This window comes from Nocardia sp. CNS-044 (genome assembly GCF_059570515.1).
Genome location: NZ_JCANSX010000006.1, coordinates 177872 through 190301, shown reverse-complemented (window position 1 = coordinate 190301; position 12430 = coordinate 177872). Strand labels below are relative to the sequence as shown.

Sequence of the window (12430 nt, the reverse complement as noted above, 5' to 3'; positions counted from 1 at the left end):
CCGGGTGCCTGCGGTGGTGCGCCTCGAGGACTAGGGCTCGCGAGCTAACGGCTCGGTGGTGTGTGCCTGAGCCGCACCACCGAACTCCAAGGCTTCCAAGCGTTTCGGATCGGCTTGCGGGGATCCGGCTGCGGGAAGAGCGTGATCGGCTTCATGAACCAGGGCAGCCGGTGGAACCGGCGCGCCGCCGAGGCAAGGTGTTCGACCTCGTCGGCCGTCCAGTCCAGATCGGCGAAGAAGCGCAGCGGATCGACCGGACCGAAGTGCCAGGGAGCGTTCGCAAGCAGTTCGGTGGTGGCCTTGCTCATTCGCTTCACAATCGCCGTATTGTTGACATCCAATGCCCACCAGGCGATTTCGGGCCGAGCCAGCGCACCGGCCAAGCTGATGACGTCGTCGTCGGTGAGGTAGTAGATCAGTCCCTCGGTGAGCACCAGCGCCCGCTCGGCACCCGCGAGGGCCTCGTCCAGGAACTCGCTCCGCGCTTCGGGATTGGCGAGGTCCACCGCCGTGCGGGTGAGCGCGCAGCGCGGCGACTCCCCGGCGAGCAGCTCGTTCTTCTCCTCGACCAATGCGGGCAGATCGGCTTCGATCCAAGGCAGGTCGGAGGGCAGATCCAGCCGGTAGGGGCGGGTATCCATGCCCGCGGCCATATTGAGCACCCGATCGCAGCCCTGCTCGATGGTCTTCATGATCAGGTCGTCGATGAGTTTGGTGCGGGTGACCAGATTCCAGCCGTTGTGCATCAAGAGGGGGGTGCGGCCGGCGATGGCGTGGCCCCGCTCGCCGGCGACCCGGTCGGCGAGGGGATCATGGAAAAGAGCGTCGGGACGGGCGGATTCGACAGCTCGGAAGGCGGCCACCCAACGGGCGGTGTCGGAAACGTTGGTAACTAGATCAGCAGTCTCGGCCACCAGTGCAGTCTCGCACAGCGAACGAAACGATGCTCAATTGTCGCATCGCCGCCAGCGGCGCCCGACTCCCGGAAACGCCGCGGCCCGCCACACGCGCCCGCGGGTGCGCTCGCGCTGGCGGCAACACCGGCCGGTGCGCGTCGTCCGGCGGTGGGTCGCCGATGTCACCGAGTCGGGGTCCGCTCGGCTGTCGGCCGTCGGCTGGACGCGAGGGCGTTGTGAACGTTCCCAGTGCGGTTCCCGCTGGTCGTACGGCGTCGGCGATACCGGTTGAGCTGGGTGTTCGTCGCGCGGTCGGGGGTTGTCGACCCCCGTACCGACCAGCGCCGGTCCGTACCCGCCAGTAGATCGGAGGCGACTGTGACGTTTCACAAAGTATTGCCAACGGCTTTCTGGATCGCACGAATCACTAGCTCGAGACGGGTCGGATGCTGTTTCATCATGGTGCGCTGGGGCTCGAGCAGCGGCGGGAAGGAAGTCCAGATGTCCACGATCGATTCCGCGCCGTTGTCGACGATGTCGGGTACGGCCGGTCACCTCACCCGCGCGGGACGTGGGCTCGCTTTCGCGGCGTCCGTCCCACCCATCGAGCCGAACCGTCGACCGTTCGGCTCGACCGCCGCGCACGTCGGCGAAGGAGCGCGTGGCCCGGGATCGCACTGACCTTTCCGGGTTGCTCCACCTATCTCACAGAAAGAAGGACGGCTGACCAATGCTGCCCACCCGAGGATCGCGGACCGCTCTGTCTGCTCTCGTATTGACGGCGAGTGCCGCACTCGTCGCACCGACGCCGACCATGGCCGCGCCACGGCCGGCCCCGGCACAGCAGGCCGTTCCGGCGATCGGAGAGAACGTTCCCTCCGAGGCGCTGGCCGCGCTGGCGCCGACGATCGTCAGCGCCATCTCCGCGCCCGCCCCCATCGCCGACGGCGGAAAAGCCGCGATCCTCGCCCAGGCGCGCGCACTGCTCGCGACACCCGGCATCCCCCCGCAGGTCAAGGCGACCCTGGAAAGGGTCATCACCTTCCTCGACGGTAGCGGTGGCGGTGGCCCCGAGCTCCCGCCGTCGGACGGTCCGCGAATCTCCCAGTTCCTCTACCCGACCATCGGCAAGGGCTGCATCGGACCGACCTCCGATTCGGTCGGCGCCGCGCTGGCCGTTCCCGGTCCGGCCGAACTGCCGCCGCCGGGACCCAAGGCGGGCCAGACCGGCTTCGTCTTCACCGCGCTGGGCACCAAATCCCCTGCGGCCGTGCAAAATCCGCCGCTGACCGTGCAGTGGGTCAACCTCGACAACCGTCGTTCGGGTGTCCAGCCGCTCACCAACGAGTCGGAGCTCAACGCCGACGGTCCCGCCACGCTGTCGGCCCTCGCCGACACCGGCTCGGGCCGCGTCGCCGCGGTGATCTCCGGCTCGCTCACCACCACGACCGCCGATTCCGGCGCTCGTACCTGCACCTTCGCGCCGACCCTAGGGTTCTTCACCGTCGCCTGAGTCGACGCAACGTATTGGAGTTCGATCTATGAAGTTTGCCGTTTCCGGCTTGGTCAGCGGGCTGACCGGCGCGACCTTGGGGGTGGTCGCCGTGCTGGGCGTCACCACTGGCGTGCAACAGAATTCGATCCCGGCGCCCGAGACGACCGTCGACCCCGGTTCGTCGCTGGCCAACACGCCGTACGGCAGCCGATGAGCAACGGGCGCAGGACCATCGCCTGCTTCCTCGTCGGCCTCGGCGCGCTGCTGCTCGTGGCAGCGGTCATGATTCCCAACTACACCGTCGGCAAAGTGGCCAAGACGCCGCTGGACCTGCGGATCACCACGATCGCGAAGAACGTTCCCGGCGAGGAAAGCCTTGTGCTGGACTCGAAGTCGCTCACCTCGCCCGAGGGCTCGGCCAGGGTCGACACCAATGTGCCGATCGTCTCGCAGCGCTTCCTCACCGTCGAAGAGCCGTCCGACGCCGACCAGATGACGGTGCAGGCGGGCCAGACGCTGCGTCGTGACGACCGCGAGGGCGACACCGGTCTGCTCACCGCCTCGATCGACCGCGTCACCATCGACCGCAAGACGGGCGAGCCGATCCCGGTGTCTCCCAACGGTTCCATCGCCGTCTCCGTCGACAAGTCGGGCGCGTCGGTGGCCGACCCGTCGCAGCGCGCCGGTCTGCAGTACCGCTTCCCGATCGGCACCGAGAAGAAGTCCTACCCCTACTTCGATCTCAACGCCCGCGCCACCTACGACATCGAGTACGTCGACGAGACCGAGATCAAGGGCGTGCCGGTCTATCACTTCCGCCAGACGATCCCGGTCACGAACATGTGGGACGTCGTGCAGGCGCCGACCAACAAGCTCACCCTCCCCGCCGCCAAGTGGGGCCTCGAGGGCGAGGAGCCGGTCACGATGACCCGCTTCTACACCAACACCCGCGACGTGTGGGTCGAGCCGAAGACCGGCGCGGTCCTCAAGGGCGGCGAGCAGATTCACCTGTTCTACGGTCGCAGCGCCGGGCAGGTCGACGTCACGGCCCTCAAGTCCCACCTCGTCTTCGACGAGAAGACCATCGATGCCCAGCTGGCCGTCACCCAGGAGAGCCTCGACAGACTCACCCTCTTCGGCCAAACCCTCCCCATCGCCCTGGGGATCTTGGGCGCGATAGCCCTGGTCGGCGGCATCGTGCTCGGGGTGCTCAGTGGCGGTTCCCGCGGTCGTCGAACCGGAAGGTTCTAGCGAACCAATTCACAGCCCGAACACCTCGGCCTCCCGCGTTCGGCGCGGAAGGCCGAGGTGTTTGCCGTTCCGAACAGTCGGCAGGCCAGCGGTTCGGGGCAGGCCGCGAGCGTGCGGCCATGCCTTCGCGAGTGCGAGTAGACGGCGCAGCTCCGCGTTGAGATCCCGTGCGCCCGATCGGACTTGGTACCGGGGCGTGAACCGGCTCGTGCTCGGGGGGTGCCCGGCAGCTTTGGTGGCGATGGCCTCGGCGATGCGACGAGCGGAGATACGTGGGTCACCGCCGGCGGCGGCCAGATCGCCGGGGCTGTCGCTGTAGCGCTTGAGATGCAGCAGGCTGTCGCGGATCTCGACCGTCATGCGGTGTAGGCGGATGGCTGGATCTATCCGGCCGTTGTGGTCGCGCCGCGTCTCCAGGACGATCTCGGGCACGGCTGCCGTGAGATCGGCCCACAACGGCTGAAGTCGGCGGCAGTATCGGCCGGTGCGGTCCCATCCGGTGTGGGCGAGCAGAGTGCTGATCAGCGGCACCGTGACCGCGGCGGGAACGGCGACGGCCGAGATGAGGAAGCCGCTCCATCCTTTCCAGTGCATCTCGGGAGCGAATGATGGTTGGCCTGTCATGACACTGATGGCGGTTTCGAGCGGGTATACGACCGCTACAGCTCCTAGGCCCAGCGTGCTGCACACGCTCGTCGTATAAAGTGCACGTTCCCGCCAGGTGGTGGCGCTTGCGATGCGAATCTCGCGCACACATATCCGGCCGAGGAGCAGTGCCGTAGCGCCGAGCGGCAGGGAGAACGCGACCCAGACCACGACAGCGGGCCAGCCCAGGGTTTGGTCGATCAACTGATCGGCGCGGCGGGCAGGCGTCCCTGCGATCAGAATGACAGCGGTGGTGGTGATCGTGACGAGGTAGTAACGCCGCTGCCTGCGCCACGCGTGTGCGGGTTCGGCGCCTGCCCACAGCTTGGCGACGCCGTAGACGTGCGAGACGGTCAACACAGATGCTCCCAGCGAGAGCTGTCGGGCGATGTTCACCACATCGCTGTCGTCGCCGGGCAGCAGCCATACCAGTGACTTTTCGAACCACGCCTCTTGCAATAGGTTCGCGCAGAGAGTGGCGGCGAGCCCACGGTTGATGAGCCGGTCGACGATGCTGTCCCGTAACAGCCAGCAGCGACCGGCGAGCACCAACGCGATGCCTGCCAGGACGGGCCAGGTGATCAGACCCGGGATCGGGGAGGTCATCTCAGCGGTGCCGGTTTCGGAAGAACGTCGAGCGGAACCGGCTCGCCGACCGCTTCGGCAGCATCGCTTCGACCAGCAGCAGGTCGGCGAACGTTTCGGCGGCGCGCTCGCGCTCGCTGCCGTAGTCTTGGCGGCCCAGCACGCTGCGGATGGATTCCAGCGACAGCGAGGGCATCAGTTCGCGCAACGGCAGATCAGCCGCGGCGCCACCCGGACCGCTCGCAGTGTCTCCGTGGCCGAGCAGCATGTGACCGATCTCGTGGGCGATGATCTGATCGGCATGCCATTCGGTGTCGGCCCCGTACATGATCACGTCGTCGCCTTCCCGCGCAATCCACAGGCCACTTCCGGTGCCGCATCCGTTCCCCAAGAGGGCGTCGACGTCGATTGGGCACAACGAGATCGGCCGTCCCCGGTACTCTGCCACCCGCGCGATGTATTCCGTTGTGTCCCATGGGTGGGGGATCGGTACCAGGCGACTCAGCTCCTCGAATCGCGCGGTGAGATCCTCCATTACCTTTTCCTCGTTGATCGCGTGACCTGTGCCGATGTCGTGGTGGGCGTAATCGCCTGCGTAGCAGGTTGTTGTTGGACAGTCTATTTCGCGGACAATGTCGCGCACCTTCAAGGTGCACGATGGTGGTGAACGGCGGCTTCGAGCGATGGTTGAACACATGGTGTCGAGATTCGCGTGCGGTCGGCACACCGGAGCTCGGCCGCAATGACGACGATGTCGTCGGTGCCGCACGATTCGGTCCAACTCGATATCGGTGCGGTCCAGGTCGACGCGCGTATGATGCTCGTAGTTTGGACGACTGTCCATAAACCACGTGGACCTCGATCACCTTTGCGAGCGCTGTTATGGCCGACCGTGTGCACGCGTTCACCGATGACGTCCTCGCCGAGCACGATGCCGTCGCGCTGGCGGCGCTGGTTCGGTCCGGTGCGGTGAGTCCGGAGGAGGTGGCTCGGGCGGCGATTGTGCGGGCCGAGCGCGTGGAGCCGGTGCTGCATGCCGTCGAGCTGGATTGTTACGAGCGGCCGCGGTTCGCGGGGGAGCGGTCGGGCGTGTGGTTCGGGGTGCCGACGTTCATGAAGGACAACGCCGATGTGGCGGGGATGCCGACTCGCCATGGCAGTCTCGCGTTTCGGCCGCGGCCCGCCGCGCGTGACGACGCGTACACGCGGCAGTTCCTGAGTACCGGAGTGACGCTGTTGGGCAAGACGCGGTTGCCGGAGTTCGGGCTCAATCCGACGACCGAATTCCAGAACGCGGAGCCGACCGTCAACCCATGGAATCCGGAGTACTCGGTGGGCGGGTCGTCCGGTGGTGGTGCGGCGCTCGTCGCCGCGGGGGTGGTGGCGGTGGCGCACGGGAACGACGGTGGGGGATCGTTGCGCATCCCGGCCGCGTGCGCGGGGCTCGTCGCGCTGAAGCCGAGCCGGTTTCGGCACCTGGACAACAGCCAAGCCCGCCAACTCCCGATCAGGCTCATCTCCGAGGGTGTGCTGACCAGAACGGTGCGCGATACCGCAACGTATACCGCAGCGGCCGAAAGCTATTGGCGCAACCCGAAGCTGGCTCCGATCGGGATGGTGGAGGGCCCGGCGGACCGGCAGCTGCGCATCGGTGTGCTGCTCGGTTCGGGAACCGGTGACGAGCCGGACGCCGAGACCCGCGCGGCCGTCGAGCGGGCGGCGCGGTTGCTGGACAAGGCCGGACATCACGTCGAAGAGCTGGGTGTGCCGTTCGCCCGACGGCTCGCCGACGACTTCCTGCTCTACTGGGCGTTGCTCGCGCACATGGCGGCGTTGACCGGCAAGGTTCTGCACGGCCGAACGTTCGACCGCGCGGCCCTCGACGACCTGACCAAAGGACTTGGCCGATACCACCGGGAACGTTTCGTCGGCAGCGCGGGCGCGCTGTACCGGCTGCGCCGGGCAAGGCAGATCTACGACCGCGTCTTCGCCGACTACGACCTCGTGCTCTCACCGGTGACCACCCACACCGTCCCGCCGATCGGCTATCTGAGTCCGACGGTGCCCGCCGACCAACTCATCGATCGCTTGTTCCGATACGCGGGCTACACACCGATCAACAACGTCACCGGATCACCGGCCATCGCACTGCCCATGGGCCTCGGTTCCAACGGACTGCCCATCGGCGTAATGTGCAGCGCCGCATACGGAGACGAGCGCACCCTCCTCGAAATCGGCTACCTCCTCGAAGCGGAGAACCCCTTCCCGCGAATCACCGCGGACCTGCGCAGCTGAGCTCGTCCGGCGAAACCTCGTGCGGAGCAATCTGCTAGGCGCTCCACCAGGGCTCACCAGCGCACTGGGAAGGATTCCAGGTCGTTTTGGGTGAGGACGGGGAGATTGTGGATCTCCTCGACCGGGACGGCCAAGGCGAGGGTGGGGAAGCGGGTTAGGAGGGCGGGGAGGGCGATGGTGGCTTCGAGGCGGGCGAGGGCGGCGCCGGGGCAGATGTGCGGGCCGTGGCCGAAAGCGGTGTGGCGGTGGGAGGTTGGGCGGGTGGGGTCGAACGTGTCGGCGTCGGGGCCGTGCAGGGTGGTGTCGCGGCCGATGGCGCGGTAGGAGAGGACGACGCCGTCGCCCTTGGGGATGACGGTGTCGGCGACGGGGATGTCCTCGGTGGCGAAGCGCATCAGCAAGTGGGTGACCGGGGTGTCCCAGCGGAGGGTTTCCTCGATGGCGGATTTCCATTCGAGGTCGCCGTCGCGGAGACGGCTGAGGTGCTCGGGGTGAGTCAGTAAGGCTCGCAACGTATTCAAGAGCAGGCCGACGGTGGTTTCGTGGCCCGCGGCGACGAGCGCCTTCAGGTTGCCGACGACCTCTTCCTCGGTGAGCGGTTCGCCGCCGTCGTCGGCGAGGATGAAGGCGCTGGTGAGGTCGTCGGTGGGCGACGCGGTCTTGTTGCGCACCAAATCCGTGAAATAGGAGTCCAATTCGTCGATGACGCGCAGCCGCTCGTCCTGCGGAGTGAGCAGGGAGAAGAACGCCTTGTACCAGGCGAGCAGCATCGGGTGATCGGCACGATCGACGCCCATCAGTTCGCTGATGACGCGCATCGGCAGCGGATACGCGAACAGCGCCTTCAGGTCGACGACTACCCCGTCGCGGCCGGCAGCGTCCAGATCGTCGAGCAGTTCGTCGGTGAGCCGTTCGATGGCGGGCCGCAGCGCGTCCAAGCGGCGTGCGGTCAACGCCTGGGTGGTCTTGATCCGCAACCGCCGGTGTTCGGCGCCGTCCACCGTGAACATCGAACGACCGGTGTCGATCATGCCGATGAGCGGCCACTGCCTGGTCACCGTTCCTGAGGTCCACAGCGACCACGCATCGATGTCTTTGACCAAGCGCGGGTCGGTGAGGAGTTTGCGGGCCACCGCGTGTTCCGTGACGCTCCAGGCGGGCACGCCGAGCAGCTCGATCCGAGCGAGCGGGCCCGCGGCTCGCAGCCGTTCGGTCTCACCGTCGAGATCGCGTACCAGCGGATCGATGGATATCGCTGCGGTGCAAGGTCTCTCGTCGATCACGGGGTGCCTCCCTGCGCGGCCGAAGGCGACGATGTAGACAGCTACCTGCCCCCGCACATCCCCCGGACTTCGAAAAGAACTGTCGAGAACACGCTTTCGTGCCCACCACAGAGGCTACCGCCGAAGCCGCCGACCTGCCCGGGTTATATCGCTCGCGCCCCCAGCTACGGGCAGGCTCGACTGAACCTGCCCGATGGCCGAACAGACGTGCGGACGCCACGCCGTTCACGGGAACGTGCAGGCAGGCCCGCCGCCGGAGCTGTCGACATACCCCGCCCGCAACATCCGCAGCAGCAGGCACAGGGACTGGGTGGCCGATCCGGTGGAAGCCGAGCCGCTGTCCGCCACGGAAGCGGGTTCCGAATGCGATGCGGCGGACACCGATCCAGCCGGGACGACGAGCGCGGCGGCAAGGGCGAATCCTGCGAGGGTCTTTCTCATCATGGGCGCGAAGTATTCGTGGCGATTCGGTCCTTCACACGACCTGAATGCTGCCGCCCCCGATTCTGGGGTATGGAGGCCGATGCGACCGGCAGGGTGAGGACGGCCAGGCACCCCAAGACCAGGGCGATGCCGAACCAACCGAGAACAGGCAGGCGTTCCCCGACTACCAACACCGCCAGCACCGCCGCACCGGCCGGTTCGAGCAGCGACAGGGTGGTCGCGGTGCTCGCGGAGACATGCGCGAGCCCCCACCCGAAGAGGACGTACCCGGCGAACATCGGCACCACCGCCATGTACGCGCCCACCGCGGCATTACCCCACGAGCCGACGAGAGGTCCGCCGGTGGCGATCAGGACGGGAACCAAACCCAGCCCGCCCAGGCCGAAGACCGCGCCCATCGACGCGCGGGCGCCGATCCCGCCGCTGATCAGGCGATGGGCCGCCCAGGAGTACACCGCGTAGGTCGAAGCGGCGAGAAACCCGAGCCCGATACCGACCGCGGCGGCGCCGACCGAGTCCGGCCCTGCCGCGTGGCCGGTTCCGGTGGCTTCGGCCGCGCAGATCGAGACAGTGCCCAGCAGGCCCAGTGCAGCGCCGAATTGCCAACGGCGCGTGAGCCTTCGCCGGTCGGCCACCCGCTCGATCACGGCCGAGGCCAGCGGCGACATGCCGACCGAGACCGCGGTGCCCACCGCCACCCCGGCCAGCCGCATCGAGCTGTAGAACGCCAAAGGGTAGAGAGCCACCGAGACCGCGCCAACGAGCACGGTGCCACCCCGGTCGCGCAGCTGTTGTGCCTGGCGAGCGATCGGCCGCGCGGCCAGCAACGCCTGTAGCAGGCCGCCGACACCCATGGCCATCGCCCCGATGGCCAGCGGCCCCACACCGGGCGCGAAGCTCGCCGCCGTACCGGTGGTGGCCCACAGCAGCGACGCCGCGAGCACGCACACGGCACCCTCACCCACCTGTACCGACGCGCGCTGTGCGGCGCGCGCCCGAATCACGGCGCGGCTCATGACTGCCAACCCCCGCTGTCGCTGCTCGACATCGCGAGTGCGCCCGACCAGTGTTGCCGGTGTGCCCACACGCGGCACCAACCCGCACCGATCCACGCTGAGCGGCACGCTCCCGAACCAGGGCACGGCTCATGACAGACCGCCGCCAACCCGGCACGATTCACAACTTGTCCAGCAGTCCGGCGGCGATCGCTCGCGCACGGTCCAAGCGAGCGCCCTCACCTTCCAGCCCGGCTCGCGCTATCGCTCCTTCCAACAGAAACGACAGGTGCTCGGCCAGCACCCGCGCGTCCTCGCCACGCCCGGGAAGCAAGTGCTCGAGGTGGCCCCGCAGCAGCGACTCCACCTCTTCCTTGTGGCGGCGCACCACCGCACGGCCTTCGTCCCCGGCCGGTAGTTCCGCCGCCGCGTTCAGCAGCCCGCACCCGCGGAAGCCGTGCTCGTACGCCAAGGCCGCGTGATCGGCGTAGGAGTCGAAGATCGCCAGCACGCCCCCGGCCGGACCCTCGGCGCGCGCGAGCCGCGCTCGGTACAGCCCGAGCCATTCCTCGTGGCGGGCGTCCAGATAGGCCCGCACGAGCTCGGCCTTCGACGCGAAGTTGTTGTACAGGCTCATCTTCGCGACGCCCGCATCGGCGGTGATGGTGTCGATCCCGGTCGCCGCCACGCCGTCGGCGTAGAAGCGCCGCGCCGCCGCCTCCAGCAGACGCTCTCGCGCCGGTCGGCGCCGCTGACCGGATGCTTCCATGCCTCACCTCCAATTAGGTAGGTCAGTCTACCCAGTCAGGCCGGAATCCGTCCTGAAAAACCCATCCGAATTCCGATCCGCAGCGAAGCACCTCTTATGCGGGAAAGGTCGAAGCATGTCGGATGACGCGGACGAACGCGGCATCATCCGGTTGCGCCGGTACCCGGCGGCGAACGGGACGGCGCCGCAGTGCTACCCGCGCGACCAGGACACGGCGGCCGAACGCAGCCGCTGGCTCGCGGACCTGCTGGCCGCCGTGGGCGACGGCGACCGGGAAGCCTTCACCGACTTCTACCGCTCGACCAGCTACCGCGTCTTCGGCCTCGCGATGCGCATCGCGCGCAGCAGGGCCGCGGCCGAGGAGATCACCCAGGAGGTGTACCTCCAGGCGTGGTCGACGGCCGCGACGTACGACCGCAATCGGGCCAGCCCCATCGGCTGGCTGATGATGCTCACGCACCGGCGCGCGGTCGATCGCGTCCGCGCCGAGCAGTCCACGGCCGATCGAGACATCGTGTACGGCCACAGCCACCTGGGCCGGGATCACGACATCGTCGCCGAGGAGGTCGGCCAGCGCCTGGACGAGCAATCCGTGCTCGAATGCCTGCGGACCCTGACGACCATGCAGCGCGAAGCCCTCGCACTGGCCTACTACAGCGGGCGCACCTACCGCGAGGTCGCCGATCAGCTCGATGTCCCACTGCCCACCGTCAAAAGCCGCATCCGCGACGGACTGCGGCGACTCGCGACCTGCCTGACCGGAGGTGAATCCAGTTGATCGACGCCGAGTCCCCCGACCCGGAACTGCTCGAGCTGGCTTTCCCCTATGCGATGGACGCTGTCACCGACCGCGAGCGCGCGATCATCGAACAACGTGTCGACGCCGCGGACGCGGCCACCGCCGCGGCCTTCGACGACACCGTCCGCGGCGTCCGCGAGACGCTGGCGGCGATGACGGTGGTCGACAGCGTCGCGCCGCCCGCCGAACTGGAGGCGACGATCCTGGCCGCCATCGACGGTCCGGCCGTAGGCGGCCTGCGCCGCACAGGGCCGCGATGGCTGGCGGCGGCCGCCGCGCTGGTCGTCGCGGTGGGCGTGGGGGCGGGCGCGGCAGTCTTGCTCGGCCGTGACACGGTCCAGACCAGCCCCGACATCACGGCCCAGCTCGTGCAGGAACAAGCCGACACCAGGACCCGCGCCGCGACGGTCGAGGGCGGCGGGACGCTACTGGTGACCACCTCCGCGCAACTGGGCGCCGCGACGGTGACCTTCGACGGGGTGCCCGCGCCCGAGCAGGGGCGGTCCTATCAGCTGTGGCTGGTGCCGCCCGAGGGTCCGCCGCGCTCGGTCGGGGTTCTCGCGCAGCTGCCGACACCGGACGCGCCGTTCGTCACCCGGTTCCAACCCACGGACGCCCTGGCGATGACGATCGAACCGCCCGGCGGGTCACCGCTGCCGACGACGACACCGGTCACCGCGCTCGTCCTCGGCTGATCGGCGGGCGGCCGCGATCGCCGATTTCGCCTCCGCGGGCCAACGCCCGCACGTATTCTGGCCCGAATTCGGCCCTACCGACCTTCACCAGCGAGGAGGTGACGATGCGGCGGCGCCTGTCCACCCTGTCGCGGCACCTGTTGCGCGGACTGCTGCTGTACGGCGCGAGCGTCGGCGGTTCCACCCGCTGCCACAACGAATGGCTCGCCGCGGACACCGTTGCGGAGCAGTGGGATTGGTCGATGCCGCACCACTGGTACGACGCCGCGCACCGCTGA

The 12430-nt window shown here is 68.2% G+C and carries 15 protein-coding genes; 8 read left to right on the top strand and 7 right to left on the bottom strand.

All coding sequences use genetic code 11. The annotated features are described in order from the left end of the window. Window positions 1-44: 44 nt before the first annotated feature. Complete coding sequence (locus tag T333_RS09705; protein ID WP_354999073.1) at window positions 45-914, bottom strand: class I SAM-dependent methyltransferase; 870 nt, start codon at window positions 912-914, stop codon at window positions 45-47. Window positions 915-1397: 483 nt separating this feature from the next. On the opposite strand from T333_RS09705, the gene T333_RS09700 reads away from it, so the two are divergent. Genes T333_RS09700 through pgfA form a run of 4 tightly spaced genes read left to right on the top strand, consistent with a single transcriptional unit; the run spans window position 1398 to window position 3642 of the window. After that, on the top strand, window positions 1398-1577 hold the full coding sequence (locus tag T333_RS09700; protein ID WP_496424266.1) for a hypothetical protein: 180 nt from the start codon (window positions 1398-1400) through the stop codon (window positions 1575-1577). A gap of 49 nt (window positions 1578-1626) precedes the next feature. Next, on the top strand, window positions 1627-2409 hold the full coding sequence (locus T333_RS09695) for an Rv1157c family protein (protein WP_354999075.1): 783 nt from the start codon (window positions 1627-1629) through the stop codon (window positions 2407-2409). Between the two features lie 28 nt (window positions 2410-2437). Continuing rightward, window positions 2438-2605 (top strand): DUF2613 domain-containing protein, encoded by a 168-nt coding sequence (locus tag T333_RS09690; protein ID WP_354999076.1) that lies wholly within the window; start codon window positions 2438-2440, stop codon window positions 2603-2605. Beyond that, window positions 2602-3642, top strand: a complete 1041-nt coding sequence (gene pgfA, locus T333_RS09685) for a cell envelope lipid trafficking protein PgfA (RefSeq protein ID WP_354999077.1) — start codon at window positions 2602-2604, stop codon at window positions 3640-3642. Before T333_RS09690 ends, pgfA begins: the two co-directional genes overlap by 4 nt. A 9-nt stretch (window positions 3643-3651) precedes the next feature. Here pgfA and T333_RS09680 read toward each other — a convergent pair whose 3' ends face one another. Next, a complete protein-coding gene (locus tag T333_RS09680) occupies window positions 3652-4893 on the bottom strand; it encodes an MAB_1171c family putative transporter (protein ID WP_354999078.1) in 1242 nt (413 codons plus the stop codon). A 1-nt stretch (window position 4894) separates the two neighbouring features. Next, window positions 4895-5515 (bottom strand): hypothetical protein, encoded by a 621-nt coding sequence (locus tag T333_RS09675; protein ID WP_496424758.1) that lies wholly within the window; start codon window positions 5513-5515, stop codon window positions 4895-4897. A 239-nt stretch (window positions 5516-5754) separates the two neighbouring features. Here T333_RS09675 and T333_RS09670 point away from each other — a divergent pair, with 239 nt between their 5' ends. Further along, entirely contained in the window at window positions 5755-7167 is a 1413-nt protein-coding gene (locus tag T333_RS09670; RefSeq protein ID WP_496424265.1) for an amidase, read from the top strand. 53 nt (window positions 7168-7220) lie between these two features. Here the strand turns inward: T333_RS09670 and T333_RS09665 are convergent, their stop codons facing one another. The 4 genes from T333_RS09665 to T333_RS09650 all read right to left on the bottom strand — a co-directional run bounded on the left by T333_RS09665 (window position 7221) and on the right by T333_RS09650 (window position 10658). After that, window positions 7221-8450: a cytochrome P450 family protein gene (locus T333_RS09665; protein WP_496424264.1), complete on the bottom strand. Its 1230-nt coding sequence runs from the start codon at window positions 8448-8450 to the stop codon at window positions 7221-7223. Window positions 8451-8675: 225 nt separating this feature from the next. Further along, window positions 8676-8894: a hypothetical protein gene (locus tag T333_RS09660; RefSeq protein ID WP_357253221.1), complete on the bottom strand. Its 219-nt coding sequence runs from the start codon at window positions 8892-8894 to the stop codon at window positions 8676-8678. After that, window positions 8891-9910, bottom strand: coding sequence for a DMT family transporter (locus T333_RS09655; RefSeq protein WP_496424263.1), 1020 nt, complete (start codon window positions 9908-9910; stop codon window positions 8891-8893). The genes T333_RS09660 and T333_RS09655 overlap by 4 nt, the downstream gene beginning before the upstream one ends. Before the next feature lie 160 nt (window positions 9911-10070). Then, window positions 10071-10658 carry a TetR/AcrR family transcriptional regulator gene (locus T333_RS09650; RefSeq protein WP_496424262.1) on the bottom strand — a complete coding sequence of 196 codons (588 nt, stop codon included), beginning with the start codon at window positions 10656-10658 and terminating at the stop codon, window positions 10071-10073. Between the two features lie 115 nt (window positions 10659-10773). On the opposite strand from T333_RS09650, the gene sigK reads away from it, so the two are divergent. From sigK to T333_RS09635, 3 genes are all read left to right on the top strand, one after another. Further along, a complete protein-coding gene (gene sigK / locus T333_RS09645) occupies window positions 10774-11436 on the top strand; it encodes an ECF RNA polymerase sigma factor SigK (RefSeq protein WP_496424261.1) in 663 nt (220 codons plus the stop codon). Then, window positions 11433-12152 carry an anti-sigma factor gene (locus tag T333_RS09640; protein WP_496424260.1) on the top strand — a complete coding sequence of 240 codons (720 nt, stop codon included), beginning with the start codon at window positions 11433-11435 and terminating at the stop codon, window positions 12150-12152. The genes sigK and T333_RS09640 overlap by 4 nt, the downstream gene beginning before the upstream one ends. A gap of 104 nt (window positions 12153-12256) precedes the next feature. After that, complete coding sequence (locus T333_RS09635; RefSeq protein ID WP_496424259.1) at window positions 12257-12430, top strand: hypothetical protein; 174 nt, start codon at window positions 12257-12259, stop codon at window positions 12428-12430.